General features: G+C 58.9%; 15 protein-coding genes, 1 tRNA gene, 1 other RNA gene and 2 pseudogenes. 5 read left to right on the top strand and 14 right to left on the bottom strand.

All coding sequences use genetic code 11. The annotated features are described in order from the left end of the window. Nucleotides 1-37 precede the first annotated feature (37 nt). Nucleotides 38-123 (bottom strand) — tRNA-Tyr (locus AC0V6L_RS11750). 161 nt (nt 124-284) lie between these two features. On the opposite strand from AC0V6L_RS11750, the gene rlmB reads away from it, so the two are divergent. Both rlmB and AC0V6L_RS11740 read left to right on the top strand, forming a co-directional pair. Further along, nucleotides 285-1,082 (top strand): 23S rRNA (guanosine(2251)-2'-O)-methyltransferase RlmB, encoded by a 798-nt coding sequence (rlmB, locus tag AC0V6L_RS11745; RefSeq protein ID WP_486154412.1) that lies wholly within the window; start codon nt 285-287, stop codon nt 1,080-1,082. A 5-nt stretch (nt 1,083-1,087) separates the two neighbouring features. Beyond that, complete coding sequence (locus tag AC0V6L_RS11740; protein WP_486154411.1) at nt 1,088-2,032, top strand: hypothetical protein; 945 nt, start codon at nt 1,088-1,090, stop codon at nt 2,030-2,032. 141 nt (nt 2,033-2,173) lie between these two features. On the opposite strand, the gene AC0V6L_RS11735 is transcribed toward AC0V6L_RS11740, so the two are convergent. The 9 genes and pseudogenes from AC0V6L_RS11735 to AC0V6L_RS11695 form a co-directional block, all read right to left on the bottom strand. Continuing rightward, a complete protein-coding gene (locus AC0V6L_RS11735; RefSeq protein ID WP_486150971.1) occupies nt 2,174-2,446 on the bottom strand; it encodes an HU family DNA-binding protein in 273 nt (90 codons plus the stop codon). A gap of 272 nt (nt 2,447-2,718) precedes the next feature. Next, nucleotides 2,719-5,124, bottom strand: coding sequence for an endopeptidase La (gene lon / locus AC0V6L_RS11730; RefSeq protein ID WP_486154410.1), 2,406 nt, complete (start codon nt 5,122-5,124; stop codon nt 2,719-2,721). Nucleotides 5,125-5,267: 143 nt separating this feature from the next. After that, the gene (locus AC0V6L_RS11725; protein ID WP_486154409.1) at nt 5,268-6,041 is read right to left on the bottom strand and encodes a hypothetical protein; all 774 of its coding nucleotides are present in this window, start codon (nt 6,039-6,041) and stop codon (nt 5,268-5,270) included. Nucleotides 6,042-6,051: 10 nt separating this feature from the next. Continuing rightward, nucleotides 6,052-6,393: a YbaB/EbfC family nucleoid-associated protein gene (locus tag AC0V6L_RS11720; protein ID WP_486150965.1), complete on the bottom strand. Its 342-nt coding sequence runs from the start codon at nt 6,391-6,393 to the stop codon at nt 6,052-6,054. A gap of 25 nt (nt 6,394-6,418) precedes the next feature. After that, nucleotides 6,419-8,247, bottom strand: a pseudogene (locus AC0V6L_RS11715) (DNA polymerase III subunit gamma/tau). Between the two features lie 78 nt (nt 8,248-8,325). Further along, nucleotides 8,326-8,420, bottom strand: an RNA gene (gene ffs, locus AC0V6L_RS11710) — signal recognition particle sRNA small type. Nucleotides 8,421-8,455: 35 nt separating this feature from the next. Beyond that, nucleotides 8,456-8,734, bottom strand: coding sequence for an NADH dehydrogenase ubiquinone Fe-S protein 4 (locus AC0V6L_RS11705; protein ID WP_486154408.1), 279 nt, complete (start codon nt 8,732-8,734; stop codon nt 8,456-8,458). A 120-nt stretch (nt 8,735-8,854) separates the two neighbouring features. Then, the gene (hrpB, locus tag AC0V6L_RS11700; RefSeq protein WP_486154407.1) at nt 8,855-11,440 is read right to left on the bottom strand and encodes an ATP-dependent helicase HrpB; all 2,586 of its coding nucleotides are present in this window, start codon (nt 11,438-11,440) and stop codon (nt 8,855-8,857) included. Then, the gene (locus AC0V6L_RS11695) at nt 11,358-12,368 is read right to left on the bottom strand and encodes a polyprenyl synthetase family protein (RefSeq protein ID WP_486154406.1); all 1,011 of its coding nucleotides are present in this window, start codon (nt 12,366-12,368) and stop codon (nt 11,358-11,360) included. Before AC0V6L_RS11695 ends, hrpB begins: the two co-directional genes overlap by 83 nt. A gap of 65 nt (nt 12,369-12,433) precedes the next feature. Between AC0V6L_RS11695 and AC0V6L_RS11690 the strand changes: the two genes are divergently transcribed. Then, complete coding sequence (locus tag AC0V6L_RS11690; protein ID WP_486150959.1) at nt 12,434-12,775, top strand: chorismate mutase; 342 nt, start codon at nt 12,434-12,436, stop codon at nt 12,773-12,775. A 16-nt stretch (nt 12,776-12,791) separates the two neighbouring features. On the opposite strand, the gene AC0V6L_RS11685 is transcribed toward AC0V6L_RS11690, so the two are convergent. The 4 genes from AC0V6L_RS11685 to AC0V6L_RS11670 all read right to left on the bottom strand — a co-directional run bounded on the left by AC0V6L_RS11685 (nt 12,792) and on the right by AC0V6L_RS11670 (nt 16,281). Next, entirely contained in the window at nt 12,792-14,153 is a 1,362-nt protein-coding gene (locus tag AC0V6L_RS11685; RefSeq protein ID WP_486155126.1) for a sensor histidine kinase, read from the bottom strand. Between the two features lie 121 nt (nt 14,154-14,274). Then, the gene (locus AC0V6L_RS11680) at nt 14,275-14,952 is read right to left on the bottom strand and encodes a response regulator transcription factor (RefSeq protein ID WP_486150955.1); all 678 of its coding nucleotides are present in this window, start codon (nt 14,950-14,952) and stop codon (nt 14,275-14,277) included. 112 nt (nt 14,953-15,064) lie between these two features. After that, nucleotides 15,065-15,343: a PepSY domain-containing protein gene (locus AC0V6L_RS11675; protein ID WP_486155125.1), complete on the bottom strand. Its 279-nt coding sequence runs from the start codon at nt 15,341-15,343 to the stop codon at nt 15,065-15,067. Between the two features lie 176 nt (nt 15,344-15,519). Beyond that, on the bottom strand, nt 15,520-16,281 hold the full coding sequence (locus AC0V6L_RS11670) for an SIMPL domain-containing protein (protein ID WP_486154405.1): 762 nt from the start codon (nt 16,279-16,281) through the stop codon (nt 15,520-15,522). Between the two features lie 99 nt (nt 16,282-16,380). On the opposite strand from AC0V6L_RS11670, the pseudogene AC0V6L_RS11665 reads away from it, so the two are divergent. Next, nucleotides 16,381-18,200, top strand: a pseudogene (locus tag AC0V6L_RS11665) (ABC-F family ATP-binding cassette domain-containing protein). Further along, entirely contained in the window at nt 18,197-18,784 is a 588-nt protein-coding gene (locus AC0V6L_RS11660) for a uracil-DNA glycosylase family protein (protein WP_486154404.1), read from the top strand. The pseudogene AC0V6L_RS11665 and the gene AC0V6L_RS11660 overlap by 4 nt, the downstream one beginning before the upstream one ends. Nucleotides 18,785-18,819: the final 35 nt, after the last annotated feature.

Genomic DNA, 18,819 nt, shown 5'->3' with positions numbered 1-18,819 from the left:
AACCCGGAGGTGGGAGACCCGGTGGCGGGAGACCCGATGGTGGACAGGGCTGGATTCGAACCAGCGTACGCTTGCGCGGGCAGATTTACAGTCTGCTGCCTTTAACCACTCGGCCACCTGTCCACACAGGGCTTGCTCAAAATGCGGCCTTGCGGCCACCAAATGCATGCGCGACCCGATAAAGGTCTTGCTGCCGAGGGGATGCGCTTTGGCGAAGCGAGCCTTGCCTGTCAATGGGCCTGCTGGCAGGGGGCAGAAACATAACACTCCAATGAAAGACGCAAATGGCCAAAGGTGACAAAAAGAAAGCGCTGCGCGGGCGTGCAGGCCGGATGAAAGGCGGGCGCGGTTCGGGCAAGGGAACCGCCGGATATGTGCGCCTGTGGGGCCGGCATCCTGTCGAAGCAGCGCTCAAAAACCCCGCCCGCCAGCACCGCAAACTGTGGGCAACGCGCGATGGCATCGAAAGCCTGGATGGCGAATTGCCGCAGGATTTTCCCGTGGAATATGCCGACGTCACCGATCTGGCGCGGCTCGTTGCCAAAGATGCCCCGCATCAAGGACTGGTGCTCGAATGCGAACCGCTTGATGGCGTCTTCCTTGATGAGCTTGCCACTGGCGATCCCGCGCGCCCGGTTGTGCTGCTCGATCAGGTGACAGACCCGCACAATGTCGGCGCGATCCTGCGGTCCGCCGCTGCCTTCAATGCGGCCTGTATCGTCACGCAGGATCGCCACGCACCGCCTGAAAGCGGTGTTCTTGCAAAATCAGCCTCTGGGGCATTGGAGACGGTGCCATGGGTGCGGGTTGTCAATCTGGCGCGCGCGATGGATGATCTGGCGCAGGCGGGATATTGGCGCATCGGCCTTGCAGGCGAAGCGGAGGCGGCGCTGGAGGAAGCGTTACCCGCCGGCCCTGTTGCGCTGGTTATGGGCGCAGAGGGGCCCGGTATGCGCCACAATATCGCTCAGCACTGTGATGCTCTGGCAAAACTGCCGATATCGTCCGCAGTGGAAAGCCTGAATGTATCCAACGCGGCCGCGATTGCGCTATACGCTGCATCAACACGATCAAAGGGGTAGTGATAATGAAGATGTTTGCTTCCATGCGGGCGAAATCCGCCGCGGTTTTGGCGGGGTGTTCGCTGATGCTGACAGGCTGCCTGATCCAGCCCGGCACATTCACGTCTGAGCTGACGCTGATGGAGGATGATGCGTTCACTTTCACCTATGAAGGCGAAGTGCATTTTATCGGCCTTGCGAAGCTGGCTGAGGAGAGCAAGCGGTCTTCGATGGGGGAATTTCAGGCCTATTGTTATGGCGACGCTCCAGCCGAAGCTGTTGAAGGGGCTAGCGACGCAGCAGAGGCGGCTGCCAAGGCGGCAGAAGCGATGATTGAAGAGGCCGAAGACTATGCCGGAGACCGCGAATGCACGCCCGAAGAAGTGGCCGAGCAGCGCGCTCAGTGGGAAGAGGGCCAGCAGCGCCGCGCCGAAAACAAAAAGCGCGAAGCAGAGCAGATGTCAGAAATCTTCGGCGGGATCGACCTGTCCGCTCCCGGAGCCGAAGCGGAACTGGCAGCCCTGATGGTGCGGCAAAAAGGGTTCGACCGGGTCGAGGCCAAAGGCGATGGCATGTTCGATGTGAGCTATGCAATCAGCGGCACTTTGAGCCATGATTACATGTTCCCCGTGATCGAAGGATTTCCGACCAACAGCCCCTTCGTCCAGGTTCTAGTGCGTGATGGGGGGGCGGTTCGCGTGAATGCCCCCGGTTTTGCAGGGCAAGGCGCGGCCAATCCTTTATTGCCGATGATGATGGGCGGATCACCCTTTGGCGGTGGGGCCAGCTCTTCTGAAGAGCTTGACCTCCCCGAGATAAGCGGCACCTTTTCGATTGTCACGACCGGGGATATCCGGGCGAACAACACCGACGAAGGCCCAGTGACAGAGGCGAGCGGCCAGCGTCTGACATGGCAGATCAATTCGCGCACCGCGACAGCGCCCACCGCGCTGATCGCTTTGCCCCGCTGAGGATAAGCACGCAGCTGGGGCGCGTCGAAACAGGGCAAACAAAAACCCCGCCGGTCTTGCGATCGGCGGGGTTTTTTGTGTGATTGGCCGGGTTTCAATATGCGCTGATAAAAGCGCCCTCACCCATGCCCATCAGCGCAATCAGTTGACCGCGTCTTTCAAGCCTTTGCCCGCTTTGAACTTGGGCTGGTTTGATGCAGGAATATTCATCGGCTCGCCGGTGCGCGGGTTGCGGCCTGTGGACGCTTTACGCTTGGCGACAGAGAACGTGCCAAACCCGACAAGGCGCACTTCATCACCATTCGACAAAGCCTTGGTCACAGCATCGAACACACCTTCAACAGCGCTTGCGGCATCATTCTTTGAAAGGCCAGTGGTCTCGGCAACCGCACCGATCAGATCGTTCTTATTCATCCTGGGAACCCCCTTGTATTACCAAAAGTCTTTGAATCAATTTCGTATTCGAGGAATCATCTTCCCGAAAGAATCCAGATTGAGACTGTTTTGCAGTAGCTGTCAAAGACAAATACGGCGCAAAGCCGGGCTTTTTTCAGTTTTTTTCGTCATTTGCGGTAAAGCGAGCGCGATTGCCCTGTCTTAACATGCTTTTGATGCCGCCAATTAAGTTGCAATTTGGAACGCGATAAGTTCTCTCTTGTTGCTCATTCGCGCAGTTGGCGGCGCCATCAATGGGCCGTTGGCACATCCGATCCTGCCGTGGTTCCCGCAGCCGATGCGCCAGGCTGCGATGCCAGATCATCGGCCTCGCTCCATTCAATCGGAGTGGGCATTTCCACCAAGGCTTGTTCAAGCACCTGATCGACATGGCTCACTGGAATGATTTCAAGGCCCTCTTTCACATTGTCCGGAATTTCGGCGAGGTCTTTGACATTCTCTTCGGGGATAAGCACCGTTTTGATCCCCCCGCGAAGCGCGGCGAGCAATTTCTCTTTCAGCCCTCCAATCGGCAGCACGCGGCCGCGCAGAGTAACCTCGCCGGTCATCGCCACATCGGGGCGCACCGCGATCCCGCCAAGCGTTGAAACGATGGAGGTTACCATGCCGATCCCCGCGCTTGGCCCGTCTTTGGGCACTGCACCTTCGGGCAAGTGGATGTGGACATTGCGGCGCTGGAACAGGCTGGGCTTTATCCCATAAGTGGGCGCGCGTGATTTGACGAAGCTGAACGCGGCAGCGACGCTTTCATTCATCACTTCGCCAAGCTTGCCAGTCGTTTTGATCTCGCCCTTGCCCGGTGTCGTCACGCTTTCAATGGTCAGCAATTCGCCGCCTACACTGGTCCAGGCGAGGCCCGTGACAGTCCCGATCTGCGCTTCGTCTTCGGACATGCCGTGCTTGAATTTGCGTACCCCTGCAAATTCGCCAAGGTTGTCCGGCGTGATCGTCACGCTGGTGACATCACCTTCAAGGATTTTGCGCAAGCTCTTGCGCGCCAGCCGGGCAATCTCGCGCTCCAGTGTGCGCACCCCTGCCTCGCGGGTGTAATAGCGGATAAGATCGCGAAGGCCCTCTTCGGTCAGCTCAAATTCTTCGGGTTTCAGGCCATGATCGCTGACCTGTTTGGCCAGCAAATGCCGCGTGGCGATCTCGACCTTTTCATCCTCGGTATAGCCTTCGAGGCGGATGATCTCCATCCGATCGAGCAGCGGCTGCGGCAGATCAAGGCTGTTGGCGGTCGTCACAAACATGATGTCAGACAGGTTGAGATCGAGTTCGAGATAGTGATCCTGAAACTTGTCGTTCTGCTCAGGGTCCAAAACCTCGAGCAAGGCCGAAGCCGGATCGCCGCGGAAATCCTGACCCAGCTTGTCAATCTCATCGAGCAGAAACAGCGGATTGCTGGTGCCTGCTTTCTTCAGATTGTTGACGATTTTGCCGGGCATTGAGCCAATATAGGTCCGCCGGTGCCCGCGTATCTCCGCCTCATCGCGAACGCCGCCCAAAGATTGCCGCACAAATTCACGGCCCGTCGCTTTTGCTATGCTTTTGCCGAGAGAAGTTTTGCCGACACCGGGAGGTCCGACGAGGCACAGGATCGGGCCTTTCAGCTTGTTGGTGCGCGCCTGTACGGCAAGATATTCGATGATCCGGTCCTTGACCTTTTCGAGCCCGTAATGATCGGCGTCGAGTATTTCCTGCGCTTGTCCGATATCCTTTTTCAGGCGCGATTTCTTGCCCCATGGCAGCCCCAGCAGCACATCGAGGTAATTGCGCACCACTGTCGCCTCAGCGCTCATCGGCTGCATGCCTTTGAGCTTTTTCAGCTCGGCATTGGCCTTGGTCTTGGCCTCTTTGGAAAGCTTGGTTTTCTCGATTTTCTCGGCCAGCTCGGTCAGCTCATTGCCTTCCTCGCCATCGCCGCCGCCCAGTTCAGACTGGATCGCTTTCATCTGCTCGTTGAGGTAATATTCGCGCTGGGTCTTTTCCATCTGGCGTTTCACTCGCCCGCGAATTTTGCGCTCCACCTGAAGGACCGACAATTCGCCCTCCATAAACGCCATTACCAGTTCAAGGCGTTTGAGCGGACTGCTCTCTGTCAGCAGCGATTGCTTGTCAGAAACTTTCGCGCTGAGTGCAGCCGCAATCGTGTCAGCCAGTTCGCCCGCATCATCGACATCGGATAGGTCAATGTCGTTTTCTTCGCCCATTTTCTTGTTGAGCTTGGCATATTCGCCAAATTGCTGCGTGACCTGCCGCATCAAAGCGGTGACCTCGCTGCCGGCGACCGTTTCCGGCTCAATCAATTCCATTTCGGCCGTGATATAGCCATCATCGGGCACCAGTGTTTGCAGCCGCGCGCGCACTCCGCCTTCGACGAGAACGCGCACCGTGCCATCGGGCAATTTGAGCAATTGCAGAACCTGCGCGACAACGCCGGTATCATACAGATCATCTTGCCCCGGATCATCACAGGCCGGATCCAGCTGTGCGAGCAGGAAGATATCCTTTGACGCTTCCATCGCCGCTTCCAATGCCGCAACCGATTTATCGCGCCCCACAAACAGCGGCACAACCATGCCGGGAAAAACGACAATGTCGCGAAGGGGCAGAAGAGGAAAGGCTTGTGTCATGTTTAAATTATCCCGGTGCGCAGCCTGCGCTGCGTTGTTATCAAAGATATGGGTAATGGGCCGTAACTGCGCAATAGCAGACAAGGCGCAGGCAGGGGTAAGCCTGTGTAAACTGCCAGATAGCGCGCCTCTATGCCGCCAAACTACCGCGCCCACCCATCCAGATCGAGCGCGGCGAGGTCTTTCGCAAGATCGCCATGACGCTTGGCCAGATAGCGCGCAGCCTTGCGATGCGGGCCTTGCAGATAGGATTTAAGCGCCAGGTTCGCCTCTCCATCACAACCAAAACGCTGTTCAAAAATGGCAAGGGCCGTCGCAAGCGCGTTTTCTGACAGATATCCCGATGTGTCAGACCGCCAGCCTTGCATTGCTCCATCGGTGAACTGGCTGAAATTGCGCGCGCTGTTGGCCAGAAACACGCCAAAGCCAAGATACACCGCCGTGCAATCGGTGGCGTGCTCTTCCAGCGCTTCCCCGCCCGGCGGCATGCCGATAGAATGGACGACCAGATGCGCAAGCTCATGCGCAAATGTTGCCACCAGCGCATCAGGGTTTTTCGCCAGCGCCGGATCATAGCGGATGACCGGCGTGTTTCCCTCGACACTGAAAGTGCCAAGCGCCGAGCTTTGCGAAAAAGGCCCAGTATCAAGACCCGTCATCGGTATTTCAGGCCTGCTTTCGCCTTTTTCTAGGCGGCAGTGCCAATGGGAAAGGCCCGCCAGATGTTTGACCGCTTCAAACAGCTGGCTGGCGGTGGAAGCTGCCATGATCTGATCGTCAGAGGGCAACACCAATTGCGGAACAAAGCCATCGCTTTGATCCTGCTTACCCAAAGTCCGATCCAGCCATGCAAAGCAAGCCAGCAACCATTCAAATTCATCAGCCGCTATCGGAAGCGACGGCCCAAACAGACCCATCGCGCAAACTTCACCCCATACCCGGTAGATTAAAGCCCGGCGGCAAACCCATGCTGCCTTGCATCTCTTTCATCTGCTCTGCTGATACGCGGTCCGCTTTATCGCGGGCATCGTTGAAAGCGGCAGTGACGAGGTCTTCGACGATGTTCTTTTCTTCCAGCTTCATCAGGCTGTCATCAATGCTGACGCCCAGAATGCGGCCCTTGGCACTGGCGCGCACTTTCACCAGGCCGCCGCCTGCCGCGCCTTCAACCTCGATCGCGTCGAGTTTGACTTGCATATCGTTCATCTGGTTCTGAATGGTTTCCGCCGCCTGCTGTGCGGCCTGCATCATTTCTTCCATGCTTTTCATGGGGTTTATTCCTTCTTTTAAGAATTCAGCGCCGGTTCGCATTGCGCGCGAAAGCGGCGGTGTTGTCGTTCTGGATCAATTCGGCATCCGGGAAAGTTTCCAGCGCAGCCTTGACCAAGGGATGCGCGCGGGTGCGTTCATCGGCGGCCTTGGCATTGGCATCGGCCTGCTCGCGCAAAGATGGCTCGGCCTCGCCTTCACCGCGTTCAACCTGCCAGCGCTTGCCTGTCACCTTGAACAGAGCATCGCGGATATCGGGGATGGGATCGTCGGTGAACTGGTCGGCCTGTTCAAAGATCAAACGCTCAGGCGAAAGCTCAATCACTCGCACCCGGTCGCGCATCATCTGGGCAACGCGCAATTGGCCCGCGGCATCGATTTCCTCCACCAGATTGGCCCAATTGAGCGCGCCAGCGGCAACCGGCGCAGCAGGCGCGGCGTCTGGCGTGGCCCCGGCGACAGGAGCAGGCGGATTGCTTGCCAATTCCTCAATCCGTTTGGCCAATTTACCCGGATCGGGCATTTCAGCCGCGTGCAGCACCCGCAACAGCGCCATTTGCAGCGCGACCAATGGGTCAGGCGCAAGGCGCACCTCGTCATGGCCTTTCAGCAGCAATTGCCACAGCCGGTGCAATTGAGGAGCCGACAGGCGCGCGGCAAATTCCGCCAAAGCGGTGCGCTCCTCTTCGGAAGGCGCATCAGGCTCCCCGCCCGAAACCTGCGCCACAGTGATCCGGTGCACCAGATCCATCAGCGCTCGCATCAAAGCGAGCGGTTCAACGCCCAGCGCATATTGTTCGTCAATCCCGGCAAGCAGTCCGGGCGCATCGGCTTCCAGCACCGAACCCAGCAACGCACGCTGAGCGCCCTTATCGGCCAGACCCAGCATATCACGCACCCGCGCTGCGGTAACTTCGCCGCCCGCTTCAAGATCGGCATGAGCAATCGCCTGATCGAGTATCGAGAGGCCATCGCGCACGGACCCTTCAGCCGCAGCCGCGATAATCGCCAGCGCCTCGTCATCTGCAGCCACCCCCTCTTGCTCGCACACATGGCCGAAATGTTTGGCCAGCATATCCGCCGGGATACGCCGCAGATCGAACCGCTGTGTCCGGCTGAGCACGGTGACCGGGAGCTTTTCAACTTCGGTGGTGGCAAACAGAAACTTCACATGCGCGGGCGGTTCCTCAAGTGTCTTGAGCAAGGCATTGAAAGCATTGCGCGACAGCATGTGAACTTCGTCAATGATATAGATTTTATAGCGCGCCGAAACCGCTGCATAACGGACCTGTTCGATAATCTCGCGCACATCATCAACGCCGGTATGGCTGGCCGCATCCATTTCGATCACATCGATATGGCGGCCCTCTGCGATCGCTTGGCAATATTCGCACACGCCGCACGGATCGATGGTTGGGCCGCCCGTTCCATCTGGCCCGACGCAATTCAATGCCTTTGCAATCAGCCGCGCGGTGGAGGTTTTGCCAACCCCCTCACCCCGGTCATCAAGAACGCGTGCGCCAACCGATCCCGCTCGATCCCATTGGCAAGCGTGCGCACCATCGGTTCTTGCCCGATCAGCTGCGAAAAGGTTTGCGGACGGTATTTGCGCGCAAGCACACGGTAAGGTTGATCCGATGTGTCTGCCGCAGGCGGCAGGACATCCGGTGAAGATGTTGGCTCAGAAGAGGCCGGCGCGGAAGGTGCCGGTGTCTGAACCTTGGTTTGCGGCGGTTCATCGCCGCCCAATTCCCCGCCGCCAAACATCGTATCCTGCCCCGCCGCCTCCAATTCAGCAGCGCTGGGCGCAGTTTCTTCTTCGGTATCGGGAAGGTCAGGATCGGAATCGGTCATCGCATACCAAGCTAGGCGCTTGCGGCCCGTTTGTCATGGCGATGTTTGATGAAAAAGCAGCGGCGCTGAAGCCGCATAAATAAAGGAGCCGAGCGACCCGCCGCAATTCACCTGGGCTGCTTCCTTCCGGACCTGACCCGGTGAGCGAACGCAAACGTCCACCCGACTCCCGAGGGTGCATATGGCGAAAGCGGGTTAAAAATTCAACTCACTTAAAATTGTCGGCATAGGCCTGAATTTTGAGCGCCTTGGGAGGCGTTGAATGCACCCGCGCGGTGATGCCGTATTTTGCGGCATAGGCTTTCGCAGCGTCCTGATCGGGAAATGTCAGTTTGACCTGAGATTGGGTGTCGCCGCTGCCGGTCCAGCCCATCAGGGGATCGGGCTTGCGCGCTTCGGATTGCTCAAATTCGAGCACCCAATTGTCCGTTTTGGCTTTGCCCGATTGCATCGCGCTTTTGGGGGTTTGATAGATGATTGCGGTCATTTTTTCTTTTGATCCTCGCTCATGCGATCAAAGATCGCATCGCTGCGGGCGGCCCGTCGGCCTTGCGGTCGCTGTGCGCCCGTTCCTGCGGCTGTTCTTCGGTGCGCAATACCCAAAACTCTAGCCGCGTTCAAATCTGTTTTTGGTCTTAAGGCTAGGTTTTTCGGTCCACGGCTGCTCGGGCCAGCGATGTTTGGGATAGCGGCCTTTCATATCGCGCACCACATCGGCCCAGCTCCCGCGCCAGAAACCGGGCAGATCGCGCGTGGACTGGATCGGGCGGCCGGCGGGGCTGGTCATTTTCAGCAGCAATGGCGCGGTGCCAATCATCGGGTGGCTGTCGAGGCCAAACATCGCCTGCACTCGCACTTCGGCACAGGGCGCATCATCACCGCCATAATCGATGGCGTGGCGCGTATTGGCAGGCGAAGTGAAATGCGCAGGCGCGTCTTTTTCGAACCGCTGGCGCGTGTTCCAATCGAGCATACCAAGAGCAGCCTCGGCAAAATCGTTTGGCGGCAGGTTCAGATCGCGCCTGCCGCTGAGCAAAGGCTCCAGCCACAGGCTTGCATTTTCGCGCAAAGCGGCGGGCGACAGCGCGTCAATCTGCGCAAACTGAGCCCGCGCGAGGAAGCCTGGCGGAAACAATTCTCCCCCATCTGTGCCGGAGTTATCCAGCGGATTGTCCCCGGACTTACCCCCTATTCTATCCAGAGCCTTATCCACGAGGATATCCACACCCCCCTGCCCCTCAGGCACAGGGACAGCGGCGCGGTTGATGACTATCGCGCCCAACCGCTTTTCACGCGCGGCCTCGATCCGGCTTTTGCCTGCGTTCCAGCTTATCTTGGTGGTGTCTTCGAGCGACGCGGCAAAAATCGCTTCCAAATCGCTGAATTCTAGCGCGATCCCGCTGGTGATCCGCGCGCCTTTTGCAAGGCCCTGCGCATCGCCAATTACGATCCATTCCGCGTGCGCTAGCGGCGATGCAGGGTCCAGCCGGAAACCGCGCCCGCCTGCGCTCAGCCAATGTTCCGCCCCGTGGTCGCGCCGTTTCGCCACAAAATCCCGCCGCGCCAGCGCAAGGCATTGCACCGCGTCATAGTGCGCGCCCGATAGCTGCACGTCGCCCACCAAACTCTCCGCCTTGCGCGCCCACCCTTGCGCAATGCGCCGGGCGCTTTGCGCGCGATTGGACCGCTCCGTCTGCCAACGCGCGCGGCGCTGCGCCAAATCCTCTCCCCGCCCGCCAAGGCCGCGTTCCTGCATCAGCATCACCAGCATCGCGGTATCTTCTGCGCAGCCATTTTGCGCGCCATACAGCACCGCTGCCGCCTGATCGGGTGCCATGGGCATTGCAGCGATACTTTCGCCCCAAGGCGTAATTCGCCCGTCAGATGCCAGCGCTCCCAAAGGCTCGAGCAGCGCCTGCGCGGCGGCAATCGAAGCACCGGGCGGCGGATCAAGCCAGGCGAGGTTTGCCGGATCACTCTCACCCCATTTGGCCAGCGTCAAAAGCAGGCCTGCAAGATCAGCGGTTTCAATCTCAGGCGGCGCAAATTCCGGGCGGCCCAGATGCCCGCCTTCTTCCCACAAGCGATAGGCAATACCCGGCCCCTGCCGCGCGGCGCGCCCTGCCCTTTGCGTGGCGGCTGCCTGGCTTGCGCGTTTCGTCACCAGATGGGTGGTGCCCGCGGCCCGGTCAAATTCGGCCATCCGCGCAAGGCCGCTATCGACCACGATGGAAACTCCGTCCAAAGTCAGCGAAGTTTCAGCAATCGCGCTGGCGAGCACAATCCGGCGCCGGCCCTCGGCATCGCGGCGGATCGCGGCGCGTTGGCCTGCCGGATCAATCTGTCCGTGCAGCGGCAGGACAGGTGTACCTGGCAGGCGCGTCTCCAGCCGTTCGCGCACGCGCTCAATTTCGCGCACGCCGGGAAGAAAGGCGAGGATATCGCCGGCATCCTGTTCACGCCAAGCGGTCATCACGCCATTGGCAACCTGATCCTCCACCGCCAAAGCGGGATCGCTCCCCAGCCACCGGATTTCGAGCGGATATGCGCGGCCTTCGCTTGTCACCACCGCCGCCTCATCGCCCAGCAGTTTGGCAAAACGGGTGCCATCAATCGTTGCCGACATCACCAGCACGCGCAGATCATCGCGCAAAACCCCGCGCGTTTCCAAAGCAAGCGCCAGCCCCAGATCGCTATCGAGGTGCCGTTCATGCGCTTCATCAAACAGGATGGCGGAAACGCCGGGCAATTCCGGATCATCCACCAGCCGGTTCACCAAAATCGCCTCAGTCACCACCAGAATGCGGGTTTTGGCCGATGTTTTGCTGTCGAGCCGGGTCATATAGCCGACTGTCTCACCCGGTTTTTCGCCCAGCATTTCTGCCATGCGTTCCGCCGCTGCGCGCGCGGCAACCCGGCGCGGCGATGTGAGGATGATCTGACCGCTGCACCATTCGTCGCGGATGAGTTCGGGAGCTATTGCAGTGGTCTTGCCTGCCCCCGGCGGCGCGATCAGAACCGCCGCGCCGCGCAAAGCCATCGCCTCGCGGATCTCTGGCAAAACTGCGTGTATGGGAAGATCGGGTCTCACAGCCCGATGACTAGCGCGATCAATACCCCCGCGCGACTGCAAATTGCGCCGCTTCGCCCATGGCCGCGCGCGCTTTGCTGTCGGGGAAGATCGAGATCGCATCAATCGCGCGCTGGGCAAAATGCCGTGCCTTTTCGCGCGTATCTTCGACCGCGTTGTGCTTTTCTATAAGATCAATCGCATGCGCCAAATCATCATCGGATGATCGGTGACCAAGGATCGCCTGTTTCCAGAACTTGCGCTCTTCTTCGCTGCCGCGTGCATGGGCGAGGATGACGGGCAGCGTCATTTTGCCTTCACGAAAATCATCGCCCTGATCCTTGCCCATTTCAGCCGCATCTGAGGAATAATCAATCGCATCATCAACCAATTGGAACGCAACCCCCAGATTGCGCCCATAATCTTCGAGCGCGCGTTCCTGCTCTTCACTGCATTCGGCCACCACCGCGCTGATCTGGCTGGCAGCGGCAAACAAAGCGGCGGTTTTTGCGCCGATAATGTGGAGATAGCGCTCTTCGCTCGTTTCAATCTGGCGCTGCGCAGTCAATTGCGACACTTCGCCTTCTGCAATCACGGCGCTGGCATGGCTGAGTATTTTGAGAACTTTGAGGCTGCCATCCTCGGTCATCAGTTCAAATGCGCGGCTGAACAGGAAATCGCCCACCAAGACGGTTGCCGGATTGCCAAAAATGATATTCGCCGCCGCTTTGCCCCTGCGCAGTTCGCTGCCATCAACCACATCATCATGCAGCAAAGTTGCGGTGTGGATGAATTCAACCGCTGCGGCCAGCTTGTGATGGCGTGTGCCCTGATAGCCGACCAGTTCAGCGCCAGCCAATGTCAGCATAGGACGAAGCCGTTTGCCTCCGCCCGAAATCAAATGCCCTGCAAGGCGCGGAATAAGCGGGATTTCGCTCTGCATCCGGTCCAGAATAACCGAGTTTACACTGTTCATCCCCGTCGCCGTAAGAGACAGCATGGGTTCAAGCGTGGGGTTTTTGCGCGGCAAAGGAACGATATCTGCAGTCATCGTGAAGCATTTGGGGACAACGGCGAAGCTTGGCAAGCGCTCAATTGCTGCTAGCTTTGCAAGCTATGTCCGATCAAACGCACACGCCCGGCACCGTATCATCATTGGCGGCGCAAACCGCATTGGGGGATGATCCAGTGCTCGCCAGCTATCGCAAAAGCATCGACAATATCGATGCAGCGATCATTCACATGCTGGCAGAACGGTTTCGCATCACACAGGCGGTGGGCGAATATAAGGCGAAAGTGACGTTGCCGCCGGCTGATCCAGACCGCGAAAAGCGCCAGATCGAGCGGCTGCGCGGGTTATCCGAAGCGGCTGATTTGGACCCGGAGTTTTCGGAGAAATTCCTGCGTTTCATCATCGACGAAGTGATCCGTCACCACGAACGTGCGCGGGATAAATAGCAGAGCTAAAGCCCCCTCAAGCCCGCGGCAATTGCAGTTCCACCAGCAATCCGCCCAGATCCTCGCTTGATCCCAATACCACATCGCCGCCGTAAATTTGCACCACATCGCGCACAATTGCGAGGCCCAGGCCAGTGCCCGGCTTGTTGGTATCCAGCCGCGCGCCGCGATCGAAGATATCGGTGCGTGCCTCTTCGGGAATGCCGGTGCCGTCATCCTCTATATGGATCAGGCACACATCGTTATCGGGATGCACATCGAGCGTCACAAACACGCTGCCCCCGCCATATTTGGCCGCGTTTTCGATGAGGTTGCCGAGAATTTCGTCCAAGTCTTGCCGCTCAATCGCGACCACCGTTTCCTTGCCGCCTGCAATGTCCAGACGCCCTTCAGGATAAAGCCGCTCCACCGCGCGGCGGACCGCTTCGGCGCTGGGGCGAAGCTCTGTGCGCGATTGGCCCACTGCGCGGCGACCCACAGCGCGGGCGCGGGCAAGGTGGTGATCCACATGGCGCTGCATTGTGCGCGTTTCGCGGAACACGGCATCGGACAGATCGGGCGCGCGCGCGGTCGCAGCATTGGTCAGCACCGTCAGCGGCGTTTTCAATGCATGGGCCAGATTGCCCGCATGCATCCGCGCTTCCTCCGCCTGATTTTCGGTGTGTTCGAGCAGCGCATTCACTTCTTCGACCAAAGGCTGCACTTCGGCTGGCAGCGGATCGGTGATGCGGTTATCGCCCGTCGTGCGCAATTTCTGGATGGCCGCGCGAACCCGGCGCAGTGGCGAGAGGCCATAACGGATCTGGAACAGAGCCATCAGGAACAGGCCCAGCCCCAGCACCGCAAAGCTCCAGATCAGGATCAGCTGAACCCGCGATATCTGCGCGTCGACTTCCTGCGTCGCGCTGGCCACAGCAAAAGTCCAGCGGGTTTCATTGCCCGGCAGGATCACGGTGCGTTTGGCAATGCGCAAAGGCTCGCCGTCAAATTCATTGGAATCGTAAAACTGAACATCGCTGTCAAAGCTGTCGGCATCAGCGGGCACGCTTTCGATATCAAGCGTGCGGTCCCACAGGCTGCGCGATGGCCAGGGTTCATAACCATCGCCATTGATCTGGTAATAGAGGCCGCTATTGGGCTCGAGAAATTTCTGATCGCCCAGCCCCCGGTCAAAATAAATCTCGCCAAACGGATCAATTTCAGCCGACGCGATCATCGCAGTGAGGACGTAATCGAGCTGTTCGTCGGAATTGGAACGGACCTGTGCAGTAAGAGTGCGTTCCAGCGCGATGCCGCCGCCCAAAAGCAGGACGACAATCCACACCGCTGCGATCAAGCCCATCCGGCGTGCAAGGCTGGATCGCATGGTGGATTGCATGGCCTGTTCTTGACCAGCACCGTGCGGACCCGTGGCAGGCGCGGGAACCTGCGCGGATTGCTGGCTCGGCTTTACCCCGGCAGAAGCGGTGTCGGCTTCCTGCGCGGCAGCGCCAGCGTTGTTACGCTCTTGGCGCGTCTTTGGGGTCGTCGAGGCTGTAACCGAGGCCACGGATGGTTGTTATCACTTCTGCGCCAAGTTTTTTACGGATGCGAGTGACGAACACTTCGATTGTGTTCGAATCGCGGTCGAAATCCTGATCATAGATATGTTCGATTAACTCAGTCCGACTGACGACCTTGCCTTTGTGGTGCATCAGATAGCTGAGCAATTTGTATTCCTGCGCGGTCAGTTTGACCGGCTCACCATCCAAAGTGACCCGGCCAGAGCGCGTATCCAGCCGCACATTGCCAGCAGTGAGTTCCGATGATGTGTTCCCCGATGCACGCCGGATAAGCGCGCGCAGGCGAGCAATCAGCTCTTCGGTTTGGAAAGGTTTGGCGAGGTAATCATCCGCGCCTGCATCAAGGCCAGCGACTTTGTCAGACCAGCTGTCGCGCGCGGTCAGAACCAGCACAGGAAAATCGCGGCCTTCCTTGCGCCACATGCCGAGCACCGACAGGCCATCAATTTCCGGCAGACCCAGATCAAGGATCACCGCATCGTAATCTTCGGTGCTGCCCAGAAAGTGCCCGTCTTCCCCGTCCGTTGACAGATCGACGGCATAGCCTGTTTGTTCCAGCGTTGATTTCAATTGCTGGCCCAATGTGGGTTCATCTTCGACAATCAGGATCCGCATAGTCCACCATTTTGCTTTGAGATTTGTGAGAAGTGGTGAGCGTTTGCTGAACGCGCGTCAAGCAATCTGCCTGCGCGATCACCGCCTGTTTCGCTGTCACCTTTTATGAATTCTACCGCGAGCGCGAAATAATACGGCCCGTACGGGCATCGACATCGACATAGGTCACGCGGCCTTGCTTGATAAATTTCAGGCGATAGGCCCGCGCGGTCGAATCGTATGTGGGGCCCAGATATTCGCTGCCTTTCATCTGCGGCAGGATGCGCCGTTCAATCTGGCGCAGCGACAATTGATTGCCCGCTTTCATCTCCCGGCGCGCCTCACCCTGATCGCCGCGCTGCTGATCCTGCGCAATTTGCCGATCAAGCGCGGCAGCACCGGTGGCGATCATACCCGATCCAGCCAGCAAAACCGCAGCGCATAAGCCGAAGGCCAAAGAGAAGAAGCGTGTCATAATATTGTCATGCCTACTCGCGCAGCATTGAACAAGCAGTGAATATTGGCGTTGCTGCGCATTCAGGCTCGTTAAGAGGTGTCACTCAGCCCTAGCCTGCATCGCCGCCTGCATCACTCCTCGCCTGCATCGCCGCCGCCCATAAGCTCATATTTGATGGTCATCGAAACCCCGGTGCTGACCTGACCGGGCTGGACCGGCGCGGTCGGGGCTGCTGCAACATCAGCCGCCTCAACCCGCAAAGCCGCGCGCTGAACCGAACCTGTGGCGCGAATTGTCTCGTTGATCTCAAGCACTTTTGCGCCTTCATATCCCAGCATTTCGGCATAGGCATTGGCGCGGGCGCTGGCGCGTTCAATCGCGCGTTTGCGCGCTTCGTCTTTGGCAGCCTCGTCATCTTCGAGACCAAACGAGGGACCAGCCAGATCGGTTGCGCCTGCACTGACAAGCGCATCCAATGCCTCGCCTGTCTCTTCGATATTGCGCAGCTTTACGCTGACCCGGTTCGACACCTGATAGGCGCGAAAGATCTGGCGGCGATTTTCGCGGTTGTAATCATATTGCGCATTCAGATTGATGCCGGTGGTCTGAATATCTTTGTCAGCGACGCCCAGCGCTTTGATCCGGTCAATCACCGCGCGCATCTGAACCGAGTTTTCACGCAAAGCGGCCACCGCGCTCACCGCTTCGCTGGTGACGCCGGCGCTGATGGTGACGATATCGGGGTCCGCCGTCACGCTTTCATACACGCTCAGTTCGATCACCGGGCCTTCCGCCTCGATCTCAACCGTTGCAGCATGGGCGGCGTGCGGCGCGGATATCATGGGTGCGGCCACTATTCCGGCAGCCAACGCGATCATCAAAGTGCGGATCATATTCATCTCCTCCTGCGCGGGGCGCGATGCCGCTGTGCATGTGAGCAGATACTGAACCGACTTGTCGGCAGCCTTGCAAGCCCCTACCTGCGCTTTTCCATGGCACAACCACCGATCCTCAGCCTCGAAGGGCTTGGCCTGCAACAAGGCGGGCGCTGGCTGTTTGGCGGTCCGCAACCTGGCCAAGGCGCAGAACCGATTGATTTGCATATCGGCCCGCGTGATCGCCTTGCGCTGATCGGGCGCAATGGCGCGGGCAAAACGACTTTGCTGAAACTGATTGATGACCGCATCGAAATGGATCGCGGCACGCGCCGGGTCAAACCCAATATGCGGATTGTGTTTCTGGAGCAGGAACCCGACCTTTCCTCGTTCCCCACTCTGATGGATTTTGCGCTGTCGGGCGATAACGCTCCAGCCGCGCACGAAGTGGAAAGCATCGCCGGACAGCTTGGCATCGATATGGCGCGCGATGCGCTGTCAGCGAGCGGCGGCGAAAAACGCCGCGCTGCGATTGCGCGCGCATTGGCACAGGACCCCGATCTGCTGCTGCTGGATGAGCCGACCAACCACCTCGACCTTGGCGCGATTGACTGGCTGGAGGATTGGCTCAAACGATACAAAGGCGCGTTTATCACGATCAGTCATGACCGGACATTTCTGAAACGTCTGACCAGCGCAACCCTGTGGCTCGACCGGGGGACTTTGCGGCGCAAGGAAGTTGGCTTTGGCGGATATGAGGCGTGGGAAAACGCCGTCTATGCAGAAGAAGCGCGCGCGGCGGAAAAGCTTGATGCGAAACTGAAACTGGAAGCGCATTGGCTCGAACGCGGCGTCACCGCGCGGCGCAAGCGCAATCAGGGACGGCTGGAAAAACTGCACCAGATGCGCGCGGCGCGAGCAGCGATGATATCGGACAGCAGCTCTGCCAAACTGAAGCTGGCCAATGATGAGGATTTCAAATCGAAATCAGTCATCGTCGCCGAAGGAATTTCGAAATCCTATGATGGCCGCGCAATCATCAAACCGTTCACGCTGCGCATCCAGAAAGGTGACCGCATCGGGATTGTCGGTGCCAATGGAGCGGGCAAAACAACGCTGCTCAAAATGCTGACCGGCGAACTGGAGCCTGACAGCGGCAAAATCACTCATGCGCGCACGTTGTCAGGGGTGATGATTGACCAGCAGAGAAAGCTGCTCGAACCCGGCGCAAGCGTGCGCGATATTCTGGCAGAAGGCGGCGACTGGATTGATGTGCGCGGCGCGCGCAAACACGTGCAGGCTTATCTCAAGGATTTTCTGTTCGATCCCAAAATCGTCGACACCAAAGTCGGCATATTGTCAGGCGGGGAACGGTCTCGCCTACTGCTCGCTCGCGAATTTGCGCGAACGGCCAATCTGCTGGTGCTGGATGAACCGACCAATGACCTTGATCTGGAAACGCTTGATCTGCTTCAGGAAGTGATCGCGGATTTCGATGGCACGGTTCTGATTGTGAGCCATGATCGCGATTTTCTAGACCGCACAGTGACGGTGACTTTGGGTCTTGATGGCACGGGCCGGGTGGATATCGTCGCGGGCGGATATGAGGATTGGCAGGCGAAACGGCGCCAGCCGGTGGTCCAAAAGCAGCGCGCCGCAGCATCGCCCGCCACTGCTCAGCCCGAACCAAAAAACCCGCGTCCCCATCGGCAAAACTCTCCTTTAAGGACCAGCGCGATTACGAACAGCTCCCCACCCGGATAGAGGAACTGGAAGCCGCCATCGCCAAAGCGGAAACCATTCTGGCTGACCCTGATCTGTTTGCCTCAGACCCTCAGCGTTTTGCGACAATTTCCAAGGGGCTGGAGAACGCGCAAACGCAAAAGGATGCAGCCGAAGAACGCTGGCTGGATCTGGCTGAACAGGTCGAAGGGTGAGCGCGAGCAGCGCCGCCGCAAAGCTACACAGCGAGATTTCCGCATGCACTCTTTGCGCTGACAATCTGCCGCTTGGCCCCCGCCCGGTTGTGCAATTTTCAGCCCGCTCGCGCATTGTGATCATTGGGCAAGCGCCTGGAACCAAGGTTCATGCCAGCGGCATACCCTGGGATGATGACAGCGGTGACCGCCTGCGCGAATGGCTGGGGCTGGATAAACCGGCCTTTTACGATCCAGACAATGTGGCGCTGATCCCCATGGGGTTTTGCTATCCCGGTAAGGCGAAAGGCGGCGATGCGCCCCCTCGCCCGGAATGCGCACCCCAATGGCATGCGCGTGTTCTGGAGGTCCTGCCGCCGGGCCGGCTAACTCTGTTGGTCGGCTCTTATGCGCAGGCGCAGTACCTTCCCGAAACGCGCAAACTTTCGCTGACGCAGCGCGTCAAAAATGGCGCTGACTATGCGCCTGTCATCCCGCTGCCCCACCCATCATGGCGAGTGCGGATGTGGGCCGGCAAAAACCCGTGGTTCGAAACAGAAACCGTGCCGCGCCTGCGCAGAGCCGTTTCGAAAGCGCTCGTCTGACGCGCTGTTGCCACAATTACGCGGCACAAATGCAA

Source organism: Erythrobacter sp. JB1-15 (genome assembly GCF_057365035.1).
Note: the sequence above shows the minus strand (reverse complement) of the source record. Positions and strands in the feature narration are given on the sequence as shown.

What these genes read in the sequence shown, in the direction of transcription:
- rlmB (WP_486154412.1), top strand. Translation starts at nt 285, where the DNA reads ATGGCCAAAGGTGACAAAAAGAAAGCGCTGCGCGGGCGTGCAGGCCGG.
- AC0V6L_RS11740 (WP_486154411.1), top strand. Translation starts at nt 1,088, where the DNA reads ATGAAGATGTTTGCTTCCATGCGGGCGAAATCCGCCGCGGTTTTGGCG.
- AC0V6L_RS11735 (WP_486150971.1), bottom strand. Translation starts at nt 2,446, where the DNA reads ATGAATAAGAACGATCTGATCGGTGCGGTTGCCGAGACCACTGGCCTT.
- lon (WP_486154410.1), bottom strand. Translation starts at nt 5,124, where the DNA reads ATGACACAAGCCTTTCCTCTTCTGCCCCTTCGCGACATTGTCGTTTTT.
- AC0V6L_RS11725 (WP_486154409.1), bottom strand. Translation starts at nt 6,041, where the DNA reads ATGGGTCTGTTTGGGCCGTCGCTTCCGATAGCGGCTGATGAATTTGAA.
- AC0V6L_RS11720 (WP_486150965.1), bottom strand. Translation starts at nt 6,393, where the DNA reads ATGAAAAGCATGGAAGAAATGATGCAGGCCGCACAGCAGGCGGCGGAA.
- AC0V6L_RS11705 (WP_486154408.1), bottom strand. Translation starts at nt 8,734, where the DNA reads ATGACCGCAATCATCTATCAAACCCCCAAAAGCGCGATGCAATCGGGC.
- hrpB (WP_486154407.1), bottom strand. Translation starts at nt 11,440, where the DNA reads ATGCGATCTCGATCTTCCCCGACAGCAAAGCGCGCGCGGCCATGGGCG.
- AC0V6L_RS11695 (WP_486154406.1), bottom strand. Translation starts at nt 12,368, where the DNA reads ATGACTGCAGATATCGTTCCTTTGCCGCGCAAAAACCCCACGCTTGAA.
- AC0V6L_RS11690 (WP_486150959.1), top strand. Translation starts at nt 12,434, where the DNA reads ATGTCCGATCAAACGCACACGCCCGGCACCGTATCATCATTGGCGGCG.
- AC0V6L_RS11685 (WP_486155126.1), bottom strand. Translation starts at nt 14,153, where the DNA reads ATGCAATCCACCATGCGATCCAGCCTTGCACGCCGGATGGGCTTGATC.
- AC0V6L_RS11680 (WP_486150955.1), bottom strand. Translation starts at nt 14,952, where the DNA reads ATGCGGATCCTGATTGTCGAAGATGAACCCACATTGGGCCAGCAATTG.
- AC0V6L_RS11675 (WP_486155125.1), bottom strand. Translation starts at nt 15,343, where the DNA reads ATGATCGCCACCGGTGCTGCCGCGCTTGATCGGCAAATTGCGCAGGAT.
- AC0V6L_RS11670 (WP_486154405.1), bottom strand. Translation starts at nt 16,281, where the DNA reads ATGATCCGCACTTTGATGATCGCGTTGGCTGCCGGAATAGTGGCCGCA.